This window comes from Muricoccus nepalensis, assembly GCF_006438825.1.
Classification (GTDB): domain Bacteria; phylum Pseudomonadota; class Alphaproteobacteria; order Acetobacterales; family Acetobacteraceae; genus Roseomonas; species Roseomonas nepalensis.
In genome coordinates this window covers 110235-130862 of record NZ_RCZP01000001.1, presented here as the reverse complement: position 1 = coordinate 130862, position 20628 = coordinate 110235, and the positions used below count along the sequence as shown (strand labels likewise).

At 74.0% G+C, this 20628-nt stretch carries 15 protein-coding genes; 2 read left to right on the top strand and 13 right to left on the bottom strand.

Going from position 1 to position 20628, the window contains the following annotated elements; all coding sequences use genetic code 11:
- Positions 1-19: 19 nt before the first annotated feature.
- Positions 20-2167, bottom strand: coding sequence for a glycosyltransferase (locus EAH89_RS00550; RefSeq protein WP_140880820.1), 2148 nt, complete (start codon positions 2165-2167; stop codon positions 20-22).
- A gap of 107 nt (positions 2168-2274) precedes the next feature.
- Here EAH89_RS00550 and EAH89_RS00545 point away from each other — a divergent pair, with 107 nt between their 5' ends.
- Positions 2275-3327, top strand: a complete 1053-nt coding sequence (locus EAH89_RS00545) for a GNAT family N-acetyltransferase (RefSeq protein WP_161993442.1) — start codon at positions 2275-2277, stop codon at positions 3325-3327.
- A 14-nt stretch (positions 3328-3341) separates the two neighbouring features.
- Here EAH89_RS00545 and EAH89_RS00540 read toward each other — a convergent pair whose 3' ends face one another.
- The 12 genes from EAH89_RS00540 to EAH89_RS00485 all read right to left on the bottom strand — a co-directional run bounded on the left by EAH89_RS00540 (position 3342) and on the right by EAH89_RS00485 (position 18701).
- The gene (locus EAH89_RS00540; RefSeq protein ID WP_161993441.1) at positions 3342-4334 is read right to left on the bottom strand and encodes a glycosyltransferase family A protein; all 993 of its coding nucleotides are present in this window, start codon (positions 4332-4334) and stop codon (positions 3342-3344) included.
- A 97-nt stretch (positions 4335-4431) separates the two neighbouring features.
- A complete protein-coding gene (asnB, locus tag EAH89_RS00535; protein WP_140880817.1) occupies positions 4432-6366 on the bottom strand; it encodes an asparagine synthase (glutamine-hydrolyzing) in 1935 nt (644 codons plus the stop codon).
- A 208-nt stretch (positions 6367-6574) separates the two neighbouring features.
- Complete coding sequence (locus EAH89_RS00530; protein ID WP_140880816.1) at positions 6575-7693, bottom strand: NAD-dependent epimerase/dehydratase family protein; 1119 nt, start codon at positions 7691-7693, stop codon at positions 6575-6577.
- A 262-nt stretch (positions 7694-7955) separates the two neighbouring features.
- A complete protein-coding gene (gene xrtA / locus EAH89_RS00525) occupies positions 7956-9443 on the bottom strand; it encodes an exosortase A (protein WP_140880815.1) in 1488 nt (495 codons plus the stop codon).
- A complete protein-coding gene (locus tag EAH89_RS00520) occupies positions 9440-10663 on the bottom strand; it encodes a TIGR03087 family PEP-CTERM/XrtA system glycosyltransferase (RefSeq protein ID WP_140880814.1) in 1224 nt (407 codons plus the stop codon). The genes xrtA and EAH89_RS00520 overlap by 4 nt, the downstream gene beginning before the upstream one ends.
- Before the next feature lie 4 nt (positions 10664-10667).
- Positions 10668-11717: a FemAB family XrtA/PEP-CTERM system-associated protein gene (locus tag EAH89_RS00515; protein ID WP_140880813.1), complete on the bottom strand. Its 1050-nt coding sequence runs from the start codon at positions 11715-11717 to the stop codon at positions 10668-10670.
- Between the two features lie 4 nt (positions 11718-11721).
- Positions 11722-12630, bottom strand: a complete 909-nt coding sequence (locus tag EAH89_RS00510; RefSeq protein ID WP_241666779.1) for an XrtA system polysaccharide deacetylase — start codon at positions 12628-12630, stop codon at positions 11722-11724.
- Positions 12627-13547 carry an AAA family ATPase gene (locus EAH89_RS00505; protein WP_241666778.1) on the bottom strand — a complete coding sequence of 307 codons (921 nt, stop codon included), beginning with the start codon at positions 13545-13547 and terminating at the stop codon, positions 12627-12629. The genes EAH89_RS00510 and EAH89_RS00505 overlap by 4 nt, the downstream gene beginning before the upstream one ends.
- A gap of 53 nt (positions 13548-13600) precedes the next feature.
- Positions 13601-15433 (bottom strand): TIGR03016 family PEP-CTERM system-associated outer membrane protein, encoded by a 1833-nt coding sequence (locus EAH89_RS00500; protein WP_140880811.1) that lies wholly within the window; start codon positions 15431-15433, stop codon positions 13601-13603.
- 5 nt (positions 15434-15438) lie between these two features.
- Positions 15439-16509 carry a P-loop NTPase family protein gene (locus EAH89_RS00495; RefSeq protein ID WP_140880810.1) on the bottom strand — a complete coding sequence of 357 codons (1071 nt, stop codon included), beginning with the start codon at positions 16507-16509 and terminating at the stop codon, positions 15439-15441.
- Positions 16506-17999: an XrtA system polysaccharide chain length determinant gene (locus EAH89_RS00490; protein ID WP_140880809.1), complete on the bottom strand. Its 1494-nt coding sequence runs from the start codon at positions 17997-17999 to the stop codon at positions 16506-16508. Before EAH89_RS00490 ends, EAH89_RS00495 begins: the two co-directional genes overlap by 4 nt.
- Positions 18000-18011: 12 nt before the next feature.
- Positions 18012-18701, bottom strand: coding sequence for an XrtA/PEP-CTERM system exopolysaccharide export protein (locus tag EAH89_RS00485; protein ID WP_241666809.1), 690 nt, complete (start codon positions 18699-18701; stop codon positions 18012-18014).
- A gap of 506 nt (positions 18702-19207) precedes the next feature.
- Between EAH89_RS00485 and EAH89_RS00480 the strand changes: the two genes are divergently transcribed.
- Positions 19208-20602: an exopolysaccharide biosynthesis polyprenyl glycosylphosphotransferase gene (locus tag EAH89_RS00480; protein ID WP_241666777.1), complete on the top strand. Its 1395-nt coding sequence runs from the start codon at positions 19208-19210 to the stop codon at positions 20600-20602.
- The last annotated feature ends 26 nt before the right edge of the window (positions 20603-20628 follow it).

Genomic DNA, 20628 nt, shown 5'->3' with positions numbered 1-20628 from the left:
CGCGTCGTCGCGGGCCGCGTCATGCGGGGGACGGCGGTTCCAGCGCCGGCTCGGCCGGGTGGCGAAGCGCCGCGCGCGCGGCCTCGCCGGCGCGGGGCGGTGCGGGCGAGAGGCCGCGGACCTCCCGCCAGGACGCGGGGCGCCCGCCCACCTCCTCGCGGAAGAAACTGTAGAAGCCGTCGAGCCAGTCGAGGAAGCGGTCCCGCTCCGGTTCGCTGCTGACGTAGGGCGTGTTCCCCGGCGCCAGCGAGGGCGAGTGGTAGGTCAGCACGAAGGTGCGGTGCCCGTCCGCGAGGAGGGTCCGCACGAGGCGCTTGCCCTCGTCGAGCGTCATGCCCTCCGGGCTCAGCCGGATGCGCTCCAGCAGGCCGAGATGGGAAAGCGTCCCGGTCAGTCCCATCCGCCGGGCCGTGGGGTGGAAAGCGAGCCCGGCGACCCGCGCGCCGTGCCGCCGCGCGAGCCGGCCGACGAGCGCGCCGGTGACGGGGATCTCCATCAGCGTCCGCTCGCGGTCGCACCAGTAGGGGCGGGGGGTCAGCCCCCAGTGTCCCCAGTGGCCCTTCCGGTCGGGCTGCCAGCCCGGCATGACGCTCGTGTCGGCGAGGTAGCCGAGGTGGCGCAGCACGTCGGCGGTGCGCGGGCCGACGCCGAAGCGCCCGGTGCGGTAGATCAGGGGGCGCTCGCCGAAAGCCTCGCCGAGCAGATCGGTCAGGCGGCGCGCCTTCTCCAGCTCGAGCCGGGGCGGCAGGTTGCCCGCGTAGGAGTTGTGGTCGCAGACCAGCTCCTCGAAGGGCGGGGTCACCCAGGGGTGCATCTGCGCCCCGATCTCGCAGGCGCCGTCGCGGAGGAACTCGCGCAGCGGCCCGCGCCCGGCCTCCTGGTTCGCGACCGGGTAGTCCACGAGGTAGAGCGGCACCACGCCGTGGCGCGCGAAGACGCGCTGCGCGAGGTGCTGCTGCCCCATGGAGCGGACGTCGGAGGCGCTGCTCGAGAAGGGCTCCGACCAGTCGAAGGCCTCCTCCGCGTCCACCATCGTCAGCACGCGCGGCGGCGCGTCGGCGGCGACGGGGACGGGCCGGTGGAAGCGCTCGTCGAGCACGGAGGCGGTCGCCCCGAGCCCGGTCTCGCCGTCCTCCGGACGCCGCAGGGCGGGGGCGGGAAGGCCGGCGCCCGGCCGCGCCGGCGCGCCGGCCCGGTACATCTCGAGCTGGCGACGGGCCAGGCCACCGAGGCCGGACAGGTGCCGCGCGCGCTCCCGCCCGGCCTTGCCGAGGCGATCGCGCAGCGCGGCGTCGGCCGCGAGCCGCACCACCGCCGCCGCGTAGCCCGCGGGCGTGTCGTAGAGGCTGCCGGTCTCGCCGTCGGCGACGAGCACGGTTCCCCGGGGCGCCACCACCGGCAGGCCGCGCGCCATGCCCTCGGCCAGTGCGCCGCCCGGCTCCTCCACGCGCTCGGCGAGGACGAGGATGTCGGCCGCCGGCGCCGGAAGCGGCCCGCCCGCCTCGCCCGCGACGGCCAGATGGCCCTCGACGCCGAGCTCCCGCGCCCGTGCCCGGAAGGCCTCGGCCCCAACGGGCGTCCCCAGGAGCAGGCGCGCGCGCGGGGCCTCCGCCGTCACCGCGGGCAGCTGGTCGACCAGGAACAGGGCCTCCTCCGGGCGCGCCGGCACGGCGGGCAGGAGGAGCACCAGAGCGTCCGCCGCGAGGCCCAGCCTCTCCCGCAGCCGGGCGGCGGCGCCGGGACGCTCCGGGGCGTTGCCCCAGGGCGCGGGGAGCGCCGGGAGGGCCGCACCGGCCGGCCCTGGCGCGGGGAGCAGGAGGCGGCGGCCGAGGAGCCGGGCGACGAGATGGTCCAGGCGGCCCGGGCGCGCGCCCTCCCGGAAGTGCACGGCGTCGTAGCGCCGAAGGTTCCGGAGGAGCCACCAGGACAGCGCCGCGCCCTGCAGCGCCGCGCCGCGCGGGCGCCGGGCGAGGTAGGCCACGCGCGCGAGGGTGGAGCAGCCCGCCGCCTCCCAGGGCTGCGCGGGCCGGGGCGTGCGGATCACCAGCAGGTCATGCACGACCTCTGGGTCGATCTCCTGCATCGCCGCGGAGCAGCGCTCGAGGAACTCGCCCTCGGGCGTCAGGGCGGGGCGGTAGTCGTTCAGAACGTGGAGAACACGGCTCATGGACGATTTCTCCGCTCCACCGCTTTCCGCGGCGGCGGCGCCGTGTTCCGTTGGGCGCGATGGACGGGACGGGCACGAGGTCTGCACTCAGGGTGACTCTGTCGCCGGTGGGCGATCTGTCGGGGGTGGAGGCCGCCTGGCGGGAGCTCGAGGCCCGCTCCGACGCGCCCTTCTTCCGGAGCTGGACCTGGGTAGGCTGCCTCGCCGCCGAGCGATTCGCCGATCCCGTCCTGGCGCGCGCCTTGCGAGACGGCCGCCTTGTCGGGCTCGCGCTGTTCAACCGGCACGGGGGCCGCTGGGCCCGCCGCCTCTCCCTCGGCGAGAGCGGCGACCCGGAGCTCGATTCGCCCTTCGTGGAGCACAACGGCCCGCTCCTTGCGGTCGGCGAGGGGCGGGCGGCGGAGCTGGCGATCCTCCGCGCCGCGCTCGCCCTGCCCGGCATCGCCGGCCTGCGGCTGAGCGGGGTGGAACCCTCCCTCCTCCAGGCCGCGCGGGAGGCCGGGTCCGTCCTGGCGGGCCTGCACGAGCGCCCGGCGCCCCGGGTGCGGCTCGACGACCTGCCGGCCGGCGAGGGCGCCTACCTCGAGGCGCTGAGCGCCAACACCCGGCAGCAGCTCCGCCGTTCCAACCGCCGCTACGCCGCCGGGGGCGCGCTCGCCATCGAGCGCGCGCGGAGCGTGCCCGAGGCGCTGGAATGGCTCGACGCGCTGATCGTCCTGCACGGCGCCGCTTGGCGCGCGCGGGGCCGGCCGGGCGCCTTCGCCAGCCCCTTCATGGTCCGCTTCCACCAGGCGCTCGTCGCCCGCGGCGTGCCGCGCGACGAGGTGGACCTGCTGCGCGCCACCGCCGGCGGCCGCGTCATCGGCTACCTCTACAACTTCCGCCGCGGCGGCCATGTCTGCGCCTACCAGAGCGGCTTCGACTACGCGGTGCCCGACCCCTACGCGAAGCCGGGGCTGACCAGCCACCACCTCGCCATCGAGCGGGCCCGCGCGGCCGGGGACCGCACCTACGACTTCCTGGCGGGCGACGACCGCTACAAGCGGAGCCTCGCGACCGGCGTGGAAACCCTCGCCTGGGCCGAGGCGGCGCGGCCGCGCTCCCTGCTCGGCCTGGCCGCCCGCGCCCGCCGGGCGGCCAGCGCTGTCCGGCCCGCCTAGGAACAGCCCCGCGCTCAAGGCCGCACCGTCGCGACGAGGTGGGGCTCCAGCGCCTCGGCGGCCGGCGGGACCGCCCGGCGGATGCGCCGGAGGACGATCGCCCCAAAGGGGTCACGCAACGGGTCGGGCACGGCCTCGGGCGTGACGGCCAGGAAGTTCAGGATGAGCTGGTCCGCGCTTCCCGGGATGGAGTCGAAGCCGCCCCGCCCGAGCTTGCCCGGGTAGATCGTCGCCCGGATCGCCGCTGATTCCAGGCGCCCGCGCCCCTGCTGGATGAGGCGCCGCCAGTGCCGGCGCAGATCCGCGGGGTGCCAGGGGCGCAGCGGGCGGAGAATCCAGGACGCCTCCCCCTCCACCGCGATATGCGGCGGGCGCCAGGGGCTGCTCACGGGGTCGAGGTCGTGCATGGCGAAGGAGCCGATCAGCCCGTCGCCGCGGTAGAGCCCCACCGGCAGCCGCAGCCCGGCCGCCACGATGCGCTCCACGAAGCTGCCACGCAGCGCGAAGAGGGAGCCGTGAAGCCCCGGGAATTGCAGCATCTCCGCGCGAAGGGCGGCGGCGCTGCGGCCCGAGCTCGGCACCGCTGCGACGGCGCGCGCCAGGGGCTCCGCCGCCAGCCGGGCCGCGAGGCGGCGCAGCGCGTCGGGCTTCACGGCGGCGTAGGCGTCGAGGAAGACGTGCATCTCCGCCGGTGGCCGCAGCCGGTGGAGATACTGGTTGATCGCGTTGGACTTGTCGGCGTGCCGGATGGACCAGACCCGCCCCTGGAGGCCGGCCGAGCGCATCAGCCCCGGCGCGACCCCCTCCGAGCCGTCGCTCGAGCCGTTCAGCACGAGGGTCACCTCCGCCCGCGCGCCTGCCAGGGCCACCGACAGCGCCTCGAAGCAGCGGCCGAGCGAGTCCGCCTCGTCGCGCGCGAAGATCGCGACGCTCCAGGGCGCGCTGTCCTGCGTGCTGGCCTGCCGTCTGCCGAAATCGGCGAGCGGCCTCTGCGGAACGGAATCCATCACGCCGCCCACGGCCGGGGCTGCCCCGCCCGCCCGCCACCGGCCGGGACGACGGCGCGGCGGCAGCATCGCGCGCGATGGATCGGCGCCGCCTCGCTCATGCCTGGACCACGTCCCGCTCCCGCGCTAGGCCGCCGAGATCGGGCGCCTCGCCGGCCAGGAACCCCTCGAAGACGAGGAGCTGCCACAGCGCCTGGGAGTGATCGGCCCCCCCCGTCTCGTGCTCGTCCACGAGCGCCGTGAGCCGGGCGCCGTCGAAGAGGCCGGAATCCATCATCGCCTCGCCGGCGAAGCGGGCGCGCAGCTCGGCGGCCCGGCTGCGGAACTGGTCGCCGATGCGGTCCGCGAAGCCCTGCTTCGGGGCGGAGAGCACCGCCGGCGGCAGCAGCGGCGCGGCCACCTCCCGCAGGAGCTGCTTGCCGACCCCGCCGCGCAGCTTGAGCGAGGCGGGCAGGGCGAGGCCGAAGCCGACGAGGTCCGGGTCGAGCAGCGGCGGCCGCACCTCGAGCGAGACGGCCATGCTCGTGCGGTCCACCTTCGTCAGGATGTCGCCGGGCAGGTAGGTGTGGAGGTCTGCGTACTGCGCCTGCAGCAGCGGCTCGTCCGGGTCGCACTCGGCCATGAGCGACACGAAGCGGTCCGAGGGGTCGTGCCCGGCCAGCGCCGACCGCAGGCCCGGGGAGAACAGGGCGCGGCGCCGCTCGTCCTGCAGCTTGCAGACCGTGCGGTAGTAGCCCGCCGCGCTGTCGAGGCTCAGCTCCGTCAGCGTGCTCTTGGCGCGCAGCCAGCGCGGGGCGCGTGCCAAGGTCGGGTAGGCGCGGGCGAGCCCCGCGACGGCGCTCCGGCGGAGCGAGGCCGGCAGGAGCCGCCGCGCGGCCTCGGCCAGGGTGTGGAAGCGGTAGCGCCGGTAGCCCGCGAAGACCTCGTCGCCGCCGTCGCCCGACAGCGCGACGGTCACGTGCTTGCGGGCCATGGCGCAGACCGCGAGGGTCGGCACGGCGGAGTGGTCGCCGAAGGGCTCGCCGAAGATCGCGGCCTGGCGGCGCGCGGCGGCGAGATAGTCGGCGCTGCCGACCTCCGCGTGGTGGCGGGTGCCGTGCGCCTCGGCGATCTGCGCCGCCCGCGGCCGCTCGTCCGCGCTACCCGGGAAGCCCATCGTGAAGGTGGCCAGCGGCGTGGTCGAGGCCTCCGCCGCCATGGCGACCACGGTGCCGGAATCGACGCCGCCGGAGAGGAAGGCCCCGAGCGGCACGTCCGACATCAGCCGGTCCCGCACGCTCGCCCGCAGCCGGCCCGCGAGGTCACCCACCGCGTCGGCCGGCGCCGCCGAGGCGGCGGTCGGCGGGCGCCAGTAGGCCTGGGGTGGGGGCGGCGGGGCGGAGGGCGGGGCGTCCTGGCTCAGCAGCAGGAAATGCGCGGCCGGCAGCTTCAGGATGTCCTGGTAGATGCAGTGGGGGTCGGGCACGTAGCCGAGGGCGAGGAAGTCCTCCACCGCCGCCGGGTCGAGCCGCCGCCGCACGTCGGGCAGGGCGAGCAGCGCGCCGAGCTCCGAGGAGAAGGCGATCCCGCCCGCGGGCCGCCGCAGGTAGAGAAGCGGCTTCTCGCCCAGCCGGTCGCGCGCGAGCAGCAGCTTGCCCTGCGCCCGGTCCCAGAGGGCGAAGGCGAACATGCCGTTCAGCCGCTCCAGGCAGCCCGTGCCCCACTGCGTCCAGGCGTGGAGGATGGCCTCCGTGTCGGAATGCGTGCGGAAGCGGTGGCCGGCCGCCTCCAGCTCCCGCCGGAGGGCCAGGTGGTTGTAGATCTCGCCGTTAAAGGAGATGACCACCCCGCCGTCGGGGGTCGCCATCGGCTGGGCGCCGCCGCCGAGGTCGACGATCGCCAGCCGCCGGTGGCCGAGCCCGAGCCCGGGCTCCTCGTGGTAGCCGGCGCCGTCCGGGCCGCGGTGGCGCAGCGCATCGGCCATGCGCCGCAGGTCCGCGCCCTCGGGCAGGGCGCGGAAGCCGGGGCTGAACAGGCCGACGATGCCGCACATCAGAGAAGCCCTCCAGGAATCGGCGCGGTGCGGCCGGACGGCAGGACCGCCACTTCTCCGCCCTTTGCCTTAACTATTCGGAACCGGAATGTTGACGTAACGTCCGAGGCGGCGACTTGATGCACACGAAGCGGCGATTGGCGGCCCGAGTCGCCGCCGGAGGGGCGTCCGCCCGGCGCGCAGGGAGAAAAGCTCCGGTGAAGGCTCACTATCTGACCAAGCCCAAGGCGGTCTCCGGCGAGGAGGCCGGCGTGCCCGCCGCGTCGCTCCGCCCGTCCGGGGCGGCGCTGCCCTCGGCGCGGTTCGGGTGGCCGCTCGCCACGCTCGTCATCGTCGGCGTCTCCGTGCTGCTCTGGGCGGGCATCGCCTGGTTCGTCGGGTGGCTGCTTGAATAGCCCGGCGCCGCCCCCGCCGTCTTCATCCAGTCCAGGGTAGCGGCCAGGCCGTCGCGGAGGGGGACGGGCGTCCCGAGGCCGAGCGCGGCCTTCGCCCTCGCCCGGCTGCCGAGCGAGTGGCGGATCTCGCCCAGCCGCGCCGGCTTGCTCCGGAGGTCGAGCGCGACCCCGCAGAGGGAGGCGATCGTCTCGGCCAGGGTGCGCACCGAGGTCGGCTCCCCCGTGCAGACGTTCATCACGGGCGCCTCGGGCGAGGCCTTGTCCATGGCGGCCAGCAGCGCCGCCACAACGTCCGCGACGAAGATGAAGTCGCGCGTCTGCTCCCCGTCGCCGTAGACGTCGACGCCCTCGCCGCGCGACAGGCGGTCGCAGAAGATCGAGATGACGCCCGAATAGGGCGACTTCGGGTCCTGGCGGGGGCCGAACACGTTGAAGAAGCGCAGGCCGCAGCTCGGCAGGCCGTGGACCTGCCCCGCGGCCCGCGCGTGCTGCTCGCAGCCGAGCTTGTCCGCGCCATAGGCCGAGAGCGGCCGCGGGTAGGTCGTCTCCTCGAGCGGCAGCGGGCCCGCGTCGCCGTAGGCGGCGGCGGAGGAGGCGTAGACCACCGGCAGCCGCCGCGGCGCGGCCGCGTCGAAGACGGCCAGGGTGCCGGAGAGGTTCACGCGGTGCGTCGCGAGAAGCTCGCGCACCCCCCGCTCCACGGAAGCGATGGCAGCAAGGTGGAAGCACCCGTCCACGCCCTCCATCGCCGCCCGCACCGCGGCGGCGTCGGAGACGTCACCGCGCACGAGGGTGGCGCCGGGCCGGAGGTTCTCCATCTTGCCCGTCGACAGGTCGTCCAGCACGCGCACGGCGTGGCCGCGGGCGAGAAGGGCCTCGGCGAGATGCGACCCGATGAAGCCGCAGCCGCCGGTCAGGAGGTAGGTCGCCATGCGCCGGTCCTTTCGTCGCGAGGAAGGGGACGGGGCCGCCCGTCCAGGATGAACGTCACCGCCGGTCCCGGGGAGGGGCACGGCGGGAGGGATGCCCGGGCGCGCGGTCGATCCTCCCGTCCCGGAGGGCGGGGTGAGCCGACAGCGAGGGCAACGCGCGACCGCGGACCGGGCTTCACGGCATCGCGGAGCCCCGCGACTTGGGCGCGCGGGAAGAGGGGGCGCTGGCGGACGTGGCCTGCGGGCATCGCCGGCACGGGGGTCAGTTCCCCGGACGGTGCGACAGCGCGTCGGCCTTCGCGGCAAGCTCGACCTGCGCCTCGGCGATGCTGGTCAGCAGCGCGCGGCGCTCCGCCTGTCCCGCCCCGTCCTCGCCCCGCGGCTGCAGGGTGATCGCGAGGAGCACGGGCAGGCCGCCGTTGCCGCGAAGGCTGTTCAGCGCCTGGACCGCGCGCGAGCGCAGCCCGTCGCCGGCCGGCTGCCCGTCCAGCCAGGCGGCGGCGGCGACGGCCTCGGTCGTCTTCGCCGCCACGCGCGCGTCCCAGGTCACCGCGCCCGCCGGGATGCGGAAGGTCAGGGCCTCGTCGTCGTGGCCGAGCAGCCGCCGGCGCGTGGCGGCGACGCCGGCCCAGGTGCTGCGCGCGGGGAAGACGAGCAGCCGGGCGCTGACAGTGGCGGTGCCGCAGTCGAGCCCGCCCTCGGCGGCCTCGGTGCAGCCCGGGACGGGGGCGAGACGCGGCGTGCCCGACAGCGGCGGCGTGCCCCCCTCTCGGTCCAGCACCGCGGCCAGGCCGGGCCCGGCGGAGGCGAGGAGGGCCACGAGCGCGGCCACAACCGCCAGCGCCGCGGCCCCGGCCGGCGCGCGCCGGGAGGGGAGCGCCGGCGCGGGGGCCGGGTTCGCGTCCTCGCGGAAGGGCAGGCCCGCCAGGGTCAGCAGGAGGATGACGACCGAGAAGAAGCCCCAGCCGTAGACCACGTGGTCGGCAGCGGCGGCCTCGGCGGAGCCGAGATGCTGCGCGATCACGACGATGCCCAGCGCGCGGAGGCCGTTGGCCAGAATCGGCACGATCACGGCGGCCGCGAAGACCGCGAGCCGGCGCCCCGGGCTGCGGAACAGCGTCACGGCGTAGAGCGCCCCGAAGGCGAGGGCCGCCACGAGGAAGCGAAGCCCCGCGCAGGCCTCGGCCACGAGGAAGGTGCCGGCGGGCGTCTCGATGATGAAGCTGTCGATGTAGTGGGGAATGCCGAGCAGCCGCAGACCGAGCTCGATGAAATGGGCGGTTACGGATTGCAGCAGCGGCGTGGCGAAGGCGCCGAAGGGAACCAGGAAGACGAGGTAGAGCAGCGGCGCCGCCATGGCCCGGCAGAGCCGCCAGCCCAGCAGGCCGAGCGCCATGCCCCACAGGATGCCGATGGCCGCGAACTGCCGCCCCTCCATGATCCCCATCCGCTCCGAGACAAGCCAGAGCGCGGTGGGCGGGAGGATAAGCAGCGCGAGCAGGGGGGAGGGGGCGGGGCGCAGCACCGCCAGGCGGTCGCGGCGCACCCAGGCAAGCCAGGCGGCCACCGGCAGCACCAGCCAGCAGTGGTTGTAGGCGGTGGAGCTCTCCCAGGTGCGGACGGCCGCCAGGATCTCCTCCCGGAAGAGGAAGCCGAAGAGGCCGAGCAGCAGGCCGAGCGCGACCAGCGTGGCCGACCAGCCCGCGCGCTGGGCGACGGGAACGGCGAGCCCGCGCGGGACCGCGTTCATTCGGCCGCGGCCCGCAGGCCGCTCCCCATCATGGCGTCGAGCCGGGACAGCGTCACCGACCAGGGATAGGTGCCGAGCACCGCCGCCCGAGCCGCCGCGCCGAGGCCGGGATGGGCGCCGTCGAGCACCTCCGCCACGCGCGCTGCCGTCTCCTCGGCGCCGTCGGCCACGAGCAGGTCCTGGCCGGCCCGCGCCCGGACCCCCTCATGCGCCTGGGGCGAGGCGACGACCGGACGCGCCATGGACATGGCCTCCAACACCTTGTTCTGGATGCCGCGCGCGATCCGCAGCGGGGCCACGGCCACGTCGGCATGGGCAAGGTAGGGCCGCACGTCCGGCACGCGGCCGGTGACGTTCACGCCCGGCAGCGCGGCCAGGGCCGCCACCGCGGGCGCCGGGTTGGCGCCGACGATGTGGAACTCGGGCGCCGGGTCCCGCCGCCGCAGGATCGGCATGACCTCCTGCGCGAACCAGGCCACGGCCTCCACGTTCGGCCGGTAGTCCATCGTGCCCGTGAAGACGATCGCCGGCGCCGGGCCGAAGGGGCGCGCCTGGGGGATCGAGGGGTCGAAGCGGCCGAGGTCCACGCCGTTCTCGAGCCAGTCGGCGCGCGGCGCGGCCTCGGGCGCGAGCTCGACGAAGCGGTCCCGCTCGGCCTGCGAGACGAAGAGCGTGAGGTCGAAGGCGGCCGCGGCCCGGCGCTCGAAGGAGAGGAGGGTCCGCGCCTCCCGCGCCCAGACCGGGCCCATCGGCAGCCCGGCGCCCTTGGCGTAGGCGCGCCACTTCTCGGAATCGACGTCCACCATGTCGAGCACGCGCCTCGGCGCGGGCCCGCGCGGGGCAGGCCCCATCGCGTAGGGCGCCATGGCCGAGGAGTAGACGAAGACCGCCCCGTAGCGCCCCGCCTCCAGCCCGCCGCGGGCCCAGGCGCTCAGCCCGGGCTCGTGGAACCAGCCGAGGGTGAGCGGCAGGCCGGGCCGGAGCGCGGTCACCGCGCGCCTCCCCTGCGTTCGCCGGTTCACCGCCCGCCACTCCACCGCCGAGCAGCGCGCCTTCAGCGCGCCGAGGTGGTCGAGGTCGGCCGGGTCGTCCACGAGGCAGCCCAGCTCCACGTCCCAGCTCTCGGCGAGGTGGTCGAGGATGTGCCAGGCGCGGATCTTCTCCCCCTTCTCCGGCGGGTAGGGGATGCGGTGGCCGAGGAAGAGAAGGCGGCCCGTCATGGCCTCAGCCCAGCCCGCGCGTGAGCGGCGGGCCCAGGAGGTTCGCGACCGGCAGGGGCAGACGCTTCCAAACCTTGATCATCGCCGCGTAGCGCGGGTTCTTCGGGTTGTTCTCGGGCAAGGTCGCGCCCGGCCGCAGCCGGTAGGCGTAGTGCAGCGGCGTCGGCTCGAAGCCCCAGTTCTTCTTGAAGGAGAAGGCGCCCGTCTCGGACTTGCTGCGCCCGAAGTCGAAGAGCCGCGCGCCGCGCTCGGCGCCCGCGCGGCGGATCACCTCCCAGTACATGAAGTCATTGGCGGCGAGGCTCCGGGCCTCCCCGGTGCCGCCGCCGTAATAGGGCAGCACCTCCTCGCGGAAGTGGAAGTTCAGCACGGAGGCGACCGGCCGCCCCTCGTGCAGCACGGTGGTCACGTCGTGCTCCTCCGGGAAGGCGGCGGCCAGCGCCTTGAAGTAGCGGCGCGGGAAGACGGGGCTGCCGAGGTTACGGACGCTCTCCGCGTAGACCCGGTGCAGCGCGTCGATGTCGCCGTTCGAGACCGAGGTCAGCCCGTTCGAGATGCCCTTCCGCACCATGGCCCGCTGCTTGCGCGGGATGGCCTTCATGTCGGCCTCCGTATCGCCCGTGATCGGCTTGCGGAAGGTCCAGTAGAGCGGCGGCCGCATGCCCCAGCCGCGCTCGGCCGGGTCCGGCACGGGCAGGCGGAGGTGGCGGAACTCGAGGCAGGCGGCGCCGGTCGAGCGGTGAAGCTCGATCGCGTGCGCCTCCAGCGCCTCGGCCGCCTCGGGCGTCGCCGCCACCGGCCCGCCATAGACGCAGAAGGGGGTGGAGGCGAGCAGGTCGCCGAAGAGGGCGGTCTTCATCCGGGCGAGCGGCAGCACGCCCACGATGGCGCCGTCCTGCTCGGCCAGGGCGAAGTGGGTCTTGTGACGGAAGGCCCCCTCGATGACGCGGGCCCAGGCCGAAAGATGGAAGAAGCCGGCCTCGGGACGGGCACGGACGAAGGCGTCCCAGGCACCCTCGCTCGCGGGGTCCAGGGGCCGTACGCGGACGGCCATGCGCTCAGGCCTCCACGCGTTCGGGCAGGGGCGCGAGGTCGAACACCTCGTCCATGCGGCCCCAGGCGAAGTCCCGCAGCAGCCGCTCGAGCCGCCCCTCCATCGCCTCCAGCCCGACGCGGTGGCGGAAGCGGGAGCGGCGCGCGGCGCCGGGCACCTCGGGCTGGCCGGGATCGACTTCCCAGGGGTGGAAGTAGAAGACGCCCGGCTGCCCCTCGGCGCGGTTCACGCGGCGCAGACCGGCGCGGAACAGCGGGTAGGGCATCAGGCGGAACCAGCCGCCGCCGGAGAAGGGAAGGTTCCGGCCGAGGGCCCGGACCGTCGTCATCGGCACCTCGGTCACCCCCGCCGGGTCCGGCCGGTGGGTCACGCGCGGGGAGTCGGGCGCGCCGTAGAGGTCGTGCCGGATGGGGAAGACGGAGGAGGAGTAGGAATAGCCCTCCTCCGCGAGGACGCGGTGCGCCCAGGGCGTCAGCGCCGGTCCGATCGAGAAGGTGGGCGCGCGGTAGCCGCGCACGGGCACGCCCGCCACGTCCTCCAGCACGCGCTTGGCGCGGCGGATGTCCTCGCGGAAGCGCGTCTCGCCGATCTCGCTGACGAGCTCGTGGCCATGACCGTGGCTCGCCAGCTCGTGCCCGGCCGCGACGATGCGCCGCACGAGCGCCGGCTGCCGCTCCGCCACCCAGCCGAGGGTGAAGAAGGTGGCGCGCGCCCCCGCCCGGTCGAAGGCCGCGAGGATCCGGTCGGTGTTCGCCTCGACCCGCGGCGCGAAGCCGTCCCAGTCCGCGCGCGGGATGGTGCCGGCGAAGGCCTGGACCTGGAACCAGTCCTCGACGTCCACGCTCATCGCGTTGCGGATCGGGGCGCCTCGTCCCGTCGCTCGCGCGGGCAGCCGGCCGTCGAGGCCGCTCACGCCTTGCTCCGCTGCATGTTGAACAGGTCGGCCAGGCGCCCGAGCACGCGGTCGTGCCGCGCGATCATGCCCTCCACGGAGCCGAGGCGGCGGGCGAGCTCGGCCGGGTCGCCGTCGCCGAAGTTCTGGCCCGCCATGGCGCCGCGCGGCCCAGCGCCGAGGTCGTCCTCCAGCTCCTGCGCGGTCGATTCCACGAGGCCGCTCGTGAAGGTCCAGGTCTCCTCCAGCGCGCCGGCGAGCAGGACCCGCGAGCAGAGGCGGTTGATGCGGCGCGGAATGCCCGCGCTGTGCCGGTGGACGCTGTCCAGCGCCTCCGGCTCCCAGTTCGGTCGGCCGTCCCAGCCCACCGCCCGCAGGCGGTGCTCGACATAGGCGTGCGTCTCCTCCGCGCTCAGGCCGGTGAGGTGGTAGGAGGCCAGGATCCGCTGGCGGAGCTGGTCGAGGTCCGGGCTCGACAGCGTGCGGCGAAGCTGCGGCTGCCCGAGCAGGATGATCTGCAGGAGCGGCTGCCCCTGGTCCCCCGTCAGGTTGGAGAGCATCCGCAGCTCCTCCAGCGCCGCGAAGGGGAGGGCCTGTGCCTCGTCCACGATGAGGACGTGGCGCTGCGGCCCGGTCTGCAGCGCGTTGCCGACGGCGCGCAGCACGGTCGCCTTGCTGCCCTCCATCGGCGCGCCGAAGGCGTCGGCGGCAAGCGCGAGCAGGTCGTCCGCGGCCACCTGCGTGGTCGCGATCCGAGCGACCGCGAAGCCGCTCGGATCCAGGCGGGCGCAGAGCCGCTCGACGAGCGTCGTCTTGCCCGCGCCCACCTCCCCCGTGACAACGACGAACCCTTCGCCCTGCGAGAGGCCGAAGAGAAGGTGGCGTTCCGCGCGACTATGCCCCGAGCTCGGAAAGAAGAGCCGGGCGTTGGGCGTCATCTGAAAGGGCGCTTCGCGGAACCCATAGTATTCGTTGTACATCCGTGGCGTCCTTAGAAGTCCTGACGCAGCGAGACGAGGACGAGGTTCTGAATGCTGGCGCCCTGGTCGCCGCCGGGATCGCGGCGGCTGATCGCGTATTGCAGGCTTCCCGACAGGCGGGGGGTGAAGCGACGCACAAGGGAGGCGCTGGCCGTCCCGGTCGTGCCGGAACTCCCCGTGTTCGTCGTGCGGAAGGTCGGCGAGCTGTAGGTGCCGTACTGGACATAGGCGATGGCGGTCATCTCCGGGGTCAACTCACGAGCCCAGGCAAGGCTTCCCGAGGTACCGCGCTGCGCGAAAACGGTGGTGCCGACAGTGGCCGAAATAGGTTCCTGTTCCTCCCGGAAGACCGAAAGGGTGACCGTGTCCCGCGTGAAGGTCCGGGTGACGGAGGCCGCCGCCCGCTTCAGCCGGATCAGCCCGCCCTGCACCGCGAGGAAGGGATTGCTGTTGAACTGCCCGCTGTTGCTGCCCGGGTAGAAGCCGGCGCCGGCATCGCCGGGATAGCCCGTCTCGTCGAGCCCCGCGGTGTTCAGCAGGTCATTCCCGCGCCGCGCACTCGTCGTCAGCCGGTCCGAGTAGGTGGCGAAGACGCGGGTGCGGGGCCCGACCGACACGGCTGCCTCGAGGCTGGCCGAGTTGAAGCCGTCCCGGCGGCCGTAGCGCGCCGTGATGATGCTGTCCTGGGACGGGCGGAGCCGCGTGCCGACCGACCAGATCGGTCCCTGGATCCGGACCTCCGGCACCCCGGCGTAGCGCTGGTCCTCGTAGCCGCCCTCGACGAAGCCGGCGATGTTCCGAGTGAACGCATAGAGCGCCTGCAGCGAGGCCTCGTTGCGGCGCGCCCCGTTGAGAACGCCCGTGCCGTCGTAGCTCGTCCCGCTCGCCCGCGCCTCCAGCGCCACGCGGCCGAAGTTCTCGCCGCTCCGGAGCACGCCGAAGATCTCGTTCGAGTTGTAGTTCTGGGACGTGAAATAGCGTTGGCCCGAACCCGGCAGGAAGGCGTCCGAGCCCGAGGTCGAGCCGTAGCCGTAGGTGTAGCCCGCGAGCGCCGTCGCCCAGCCGCCGAAGCGCTGCACGTAGTAGGGTGTCGCCTGGAAGTTGAGCGTCTGCACCCGGTTGTTGCGGCTCACCACCGTCGTGCCCTCGGGCGTGAAGCCGCCTGTCGCCGTCCGCGTGTCGCCCGACCCGCTCATCGACAGGTAGAGCGAACCCGGCAGCAGGGTGGCCAGCGCCTGGCCCACGAAGCGATGGTCCAGCCGGTCCTGGCCCGAGGTGTTCGCGTAGTGCGAGAAGGTCGGCAGGTAGGCCAGGCTGCCGCGCAGCCGCGCCGTGTCCGCCGCGGCGTAGATGCTCGGCGTGATCGTCGTCACGAAGTCCGACTGCTTGTCCCACGGCGTCTGGAACAGGTTGTCGGTGAACAGCTCCTGCACGATGATGCTCGGTTGCACGACGTAGCTGCGGCCTTCCGGAACGCCGTAGTTCCCCTGCGGGCCGAGCGGCGCGCCCAGCCCGCCCGGCTGCGCCGGGGAGCCCGAGAAGAGCCCTGCCTGCCCCGGCGGCAGGCCGGAGCCGAGCCGCCCGACCGGCGAGGCGCGGAAGAAGGTGTCGGCCGAATCGCGGGGGGCGAAGGGCTCGAAGCTCGTCGCCGGGTCGGTCCGGGTCGCGCCGCGCGCGTCGGTTCCCTCCGCGCCGCGGGCGCCGGCACGAGAGGAGGCGCCGCCTCCGCTACCCGCGTCCGCGCCGGAGGCTTCCTGCGCGGAGACGGCCACCGGCGCCACGACGGCGCAGGCCAGGACGAGGACCGCCGCCCGGAGGGGCGGCGCCGCGCACGGACGGGCCACGCGGCTCACTGGCCTTCACCGCCATAGGCGCCGGCATAGGTCCCGAAGTTGTCGCTCTCCGAGAAGCGCGCCTTGTTCAGGACGAGCTGGAGCACGGGGCAGGCCTCGACGAGGTCCAGCGCCGCCTCCACCTCGCTCCGCTGGGTGCTCTCCGCCTCGACCACCACCAGCACCTGGCCGGCGACGCCGGACAGCGTGCCGGCATCGCTCGTCGAGAGCGCGGGCGGCGAGTCGAGGATGATCAGGTGCCCGGGGAAGGCCGCCGAAGCCTGCCGGACCGCGGCCGAGAGGGCGGTGCCCGGCGGGATGCCAGGGCCCTTCGACGCGGAGACGCCGTAGGGCAGCACCGACAGGCGGGGAATCGCCGTTGGAACCGCCATCGTTCGGGGGTTCCGGCCCCCCTCGGCGGCGAGCAGGCGAAGGCCGGGGCGCTCGGTCAGGCCGAGCAGGTGAGTGAGCGAGTCCACTTTACCATCCGCATCCACGAGGACGACGGGATGAGACCCGCCGGCCGCGAGGCTAGCCGCGATGTTCAGGGCCAGGAAGGTCTTCCCCTCACCAGGACGTGCGCTGGTGACCAAGATGACACGGGAGCGGGCGTCGGATGGGGAGGCGGCGTAGACCGTGCGCAGCACCTGATGCTGCACCACGCTGATCTCCTCCGAGGCCCGGCTCCGCCCCTTTCCGGGCGTCGCGACGAGCCCGGCGCCGAGCAGGGCGTCGAGTGGCACCGGCGCCGGCTGGGCCGGCTCCGGGAGCCGCGCGGCCGGCGGCTCGAGGATCGCGGCGCCAGAGGCACCCGATGCGCCGGGCAGGGGCGACGCGGGCGTGCCCGGAGCAGCCTTGCCGGCCTCGAAGCTAAAGCGGTCCGGACCCGCGTCGCGCGCGTCGGCAGGGCTCTCCGGTGCCCTCGATTCGGGCCCCGGCGAGGCGGCGGGCGGCGCCTCGAGCGCCGGCGTCTCGGCGCCGGGCGGGCGGGGCGCCCGGGGGGTCGACAGCGCGTCGAGGCCGCCCATGGCCTCGACCGCGCGGTCGATCAGGTGGGAGCGGGGGGGCTGGGGGCGGGGGGCGGTCACGCGAAGGCCCGCACGATGAACTCTGGCGCGTGCGCCAGGATGGAGGGACCGGCCACCGCCGCGGCGAAGGCCACGAACAGCACGGCGCAGGCCGCGCCGAAGGCCGCCGTCGAGAGCGCCCGGGGCGCGAAGCGCGCCTGCTGGGCCGAGATGCGCCCGAGCACCGGCACGTCGAGCCGCCGCAGGTCGTGGACCGTGTAGAAGCCACTGTCGAGCTGCGAGAGCAGCAGGGCAAGCACCACCCCGGCGCCCAGGCTCGCCACCAGCACGCCGGCGAGCAGGAGCGGGCGGTTCGGCGAGGCCGGCAGGTTCGGCACCACCGGCGGGTCGACGACCTCCAGCTTCACGCGGTCGGACCCCGTGCGCGCGGCCTCGGCCAGCGAGATCGATTCGCGGCGGGCGAGGAGCTCCTCGTAGTTGCGGCGGAGCACGTTATAGTCGCGGTCGAGGTTGGTGAACTGGGCGAGAACCTCGGGCTGCTCGCGCGCCTTGGCGTCCAGCCGCTCGAGATCGGCGTTCGCGTCGCGCATCTGGCGCTCGAGGGAGGCCACCTGGGCGTCGGCGTCGACCATGCGGATCTGAAGCTGCTCGTAGACCGGGTTGGAGCGGGTCGCGCCCCGCACGCCGCCGCTCGCCCGCGCCGCGGCGAGGGCCGCCTGGGCCGCCTTCACGTCGGGATGCGCGTCGGTGAGGCGGAGCCGCATCTCGCGCAGCTCACGCTCGATGTCGGCCGCGCGGGCGTTCCCGCCGGCGGTCTCGGCCACGGTCGCCGGCTGGGTGTTCAGCTGCTGGCGCGTCAGCTCGCGACGGGTGCGCGCGTCCTGAAGGTCGCCCTCCACCTGGAGCACGCGCCCGCGGGCGGCCTCGAGGCGGGAGACGCCGCTGGCCGGGTCGGGCAGGATGTCCACGTTGCGCGACTGGAACTCGGCGCGGCGCCGCTCGGCCTCGCGCAGGCGCACCTCGTAGGCGGCGATTTGCTGCAGCAGGAAGCCCTGGGCGTTCTCGATTCCCTGGCGATCGGTCCCGGCGGCCAGCTCGATGAAGATGTTCAGCGCGGCCTGGACGACGTCCTTGGCCATGCGCGGGTCAGGGTCGCTGTAGATGAGCGTGAAGAGGTTCCGCGTCTCCGGGGTGAGGCGGATTCCCTCGGCGAGCTTCAGCAGCAGCGCCTCGCGCGAGGCCGCGCTCGTGACGCGCTTGTCGAGGTCCGTGCGGGCGACGATCTGTTCGAGGTTCGGGCGGCTCAGCAGGGTGCGCTGGAGAAGCTCCACCTCGCGCCCGGCCGTGCTGTCGATCGCGATGCCGCGCAGGAGGGTGCTCAGCACCGCGTCCGCGTCCGCGTAGACGCGGGCCGTGGAGCGGTACTGGTCGGGAATCGCGGAGACCCCCACCCAGCCGATGGCGAAGATGAGCCAGGAGAGCGCCAGCGCCTTCCAGCGGTGGCGCCAGGCGGCAACGACGTGCCGCCTGAGCTGGGTGGAGATATTCATGGCGCCGTCCGCTCAGAACCAGCCGGTCGGGATGACCAGCGTGTCGCCCGGGCGCAGCGGAACATTCTGTGCCACGTCGCCCTCGTTCAGGAGGTCGCGCAGGCGCACCGGGATGATCTGCCGCGGCGCGTTCTGCTGGCCGCTGGCGACGCGGACGATCCGCGCGTTGTTGCCGGCCGCGTAGCGCGTGAGCCCGCGCGACGCGATCATGGCGTCGAGGACGGTCATGCCCTCGCGGAAGGGAAGGGCGAGCGGCTCGGCGGCCTCGCCGATGACGCGGATCTGCTGGTCCGCGGGGCCGACGAAGTTGCGCACCATGACGGAGACCACGGGCTCGCGGACGTACTGCTTCATCCGCGCCTCGATGTCGCGGCTGAGCTGGCTCGGCGTGCGGCCGGCCGCCTGCACGTCCTGCACCAGCGGCAGCGAGAATCGGCCGTCCGGGCGCACCGGCAGGTCCGACGCGCTCAGCTCCGGCGCGCGGTAGACGAAGACGCTCAGCACGTCGCCCGGCCCGATGACGTAGTCCGGCGCCGCGCGCGAGGCCTCCTGCACCGGGGCGGTGGAGGTGCCCGAGCAGGCCGGCAGGATGCCCGCCAGCAGGAGAGCCGCGACCGCCGGGCGCAGGGCGCGCCTTGCGAATCCGGCGCGGAGCAGGTGGAAGCCCCTCGGCATCATGTTCAGCGCTCCATCCTTCGGCATGTCGTTCAAATTCAACTCCCAGCAGCTCATCGGAACGATGCAACATACCATCGGACCGGGATCGTAACCCAAGCGTTGCTGTGGCCGTCCCTAGACGAAAACAGTCCTGATATGAGCATCACATGTTAAAGATGTTGTAAGTCCCACCTGTTTAGAAGACATCTCTCGGTTCGGATGCATATCCTTTTTTCGGCGCACCGATCACAATTCCAGGAGCACCCTTCCGAGCCGCGTTGTCCCTTGGGCAGACGTTACACCTTCGTGGATTTTCCCGTGGCTCTCCTCCGCAATGACAGAATGTTGAGACCGTTTAGCCTTGCTCTTCCGGGGGATAAGGCATCCTTTAGGGGGCGATTGAAGCCAATCCTCGCTGCCGTGATCCACGGTGCCGCGACCACGACATTTATCCGCTCGCTTGATGGAAGGAGGATCCTTCCTTGAGCGAAGCGGCACCTATGCGTGGCGTCGAACCATGTCGGGTGGGTTTCCAGAGGGAGCGGACCAGGATGACCAGCCTTTTCGGCCATAGTGTTCGCTCGGAAGGGCTCGCGCTCTACATGGCGGAAGCCATCGTATGCTTCGCCGTTGTTTACCTTCTCTCCGCTTCTACTGGCGGTTCGGGCTCGCCGGGCGCCTTCCAGGCCGCGTCCCTTGCGGCGGTTCTCGCGCTGTCGACGGGCGTCGCTGCCGCGGCGACGGGCATGCACACGCCGACGGGCTGGCGAAAGGCGCGGGGACTCCTCACGGGAACCCTGCTGACGGCGCTGCTCCTCACCCCGCTCGCCTGGGTCGCGGTCGAGTTCCTCCGCGTCGACCTCGGCGGCAGCGCGACGGGCGGCGCGGCGAGCCCGGCGGCCGCGGTGATTCTCCTTTCGGCAGCGGGAACGGGAGGCGTGCTGGTGACGCGCCTGCTCTTCCTCGGCGTGTCGCGCACGGGGCTCTTCACGCAGCCCATCGCCGTGCTCGACGGCTCGCGCGCCGCGCTGGTGAAGCTTCCCCCGGCTGGCCCTACCGCCTCCGAGGAACCGTTCCGCGTGGCGCTGCGGCTCGGCGCGGGCGAGGCGCTGGCCGAGGCCGGCCGGCCCGAGGCGGCGGTCGGGCTCTCCGCGCCGGAGCTTCGTTCCCGCGGCATCCGCTGGGTCGTGGCGCCGCAGCCCAAGGCCGTGCCGGCCGCGCTGCGGAAGAGCTGGACGGAGGCGGGCGTGAAGCTCGTCGGCGAGGTCGAGTTCCTCGAGCGGCTCTCCGGCCGCGTCGACCTCGAGGCGCTCGAGCCCGACTGGCTCGAGACCGCGCGCGGGGCGCATATGGGGCGGGCCGAGGCCTTCGTGTGCCGCTCCTTCGACGTGATCGTCTCCCTCGCCCTGCTGCTGCTGACCCTCCCGCTGACCGTGCTGGCGGCGATCGCCATCCGCATCGACAGCCCCGGTCCCATCTTCTACCGCCAGGCGCGGGTGGGCCAGGGCGGGCGCATCATCCACCTGACGAAGCTGCGGAGCATGCGCGTCGACGCCGAGGTCGGCGGCGCGCCGCAATGGGCGACGCGCCGGGACCCGCGCGTGACCCGGGTCGGGCGCTTCCTCCGCCTCACGCGGATCGACGAGATCCCGCAGGTCCTCAACGTTCTCAAGGGCGACATGGCCTTCATCGGGCCCCGGCCCGAGCGCCCGGCCTTCGTCGAGCAGCTCTCCCTCGCCATCCCGCACTACGCCGACCGCGCGGTGGTGAAGCCCGGCATCACCGGCTGGGCCCAGGTGAACTTCCCCTACGGCGCCTCGGTCGACGACGCGCGGCAGAAGCTCACCTACGACCTCTACTACGTCCGCCGCCGCAGCCTCTTCCTCGACCTGCTGATCCTCGTCGCGACGGTGCGCGTGATCCTCTTCCAGGAGGGCTCGCGTTGAGGCCACAGCGCGGAGCGCCACCTCGC

Bases quoted from the DNA above. Each gene is read 5' to 3' on its own strand.
- EAH89_RS00550 (WP_140880820.1), bottom strand. From the start codon at position 2,167: ATGAGCCGTGTTCTCCACGTTCTGAACGACTACCGCCCCGCCCTGACG.
- EAH89_RS00540 (WP_161993441.1), bottom strand. From the start codon at position 4,334: ATGGATTCCGTTCCGCAGAGGCCGCTCGCCGATTTCGGCAGACGGCAG.
- asnB (WP_140880817.1), bottom strand. From the start codon at position 6,366: ATGTGCGGCATCGTCGGCCTGTTCAGCCCCGGCTTCCGCGCCCTGCCC.
- EAH89_RS00530 (WP_140880816.1), bottom strand. From the start codon at position 7,693: ATGGCGACCTACCTCCTGACCGGCGGCTGCGGCTTCATCGGGTCGCAT.
- xrtA (WP_140880815.1), bottom strand. From the start codon at position 9,443: ATGAACGCGGTCCCGCGCGGGCTCGCCGTTCCCGTCGCCCAGCGCGCG.
- EAH89_RS00520 (WP_140880814.1), bottom strand. From the start codon at position 10,663: ATGACGGGCCGCCTTCTCTTCCTCGGCCACCGCATCCCCTACCCGCCG.
- EAH89_RS00515 (WP_140880813.1), bottom strand. From the start codon at position 11,717: ATGGCCGTCCGCGTACGGCCCCTGGACCCCGCGAGCGAGGGTGCCTGG.
- EAH89_RS00505 (WP_241666778.1), bottom strand. From the start codon at position 13,547: ATGACGCCCAACGCCCGGCTCTTCTTTCCGAGCTCGGGGCATAGTCGC.
- EAH89_RS00490 (WP_140880809.1), bottom strand. From the start codon at position 17,999: ATGAATATCTCCACCCAGCTCAGGCGGCACGTCGTTGCCGCCTGGCGC.
- EAH89_RS00485 (WP_241666809.1), bottom strand. From the start codon at position 18,701: ATGCCGAAGGATGGAGCGCTGAACATGATGCCGAGGGGCTTCCACCTG.
- EAH89_RS00480 (WP_241666777.1), top strand. From the start codon at position 19,208: ATGACCAGCCTTTTCGGCCATAGTGTTCGCTCGGAAGGGCTCGCGCTC.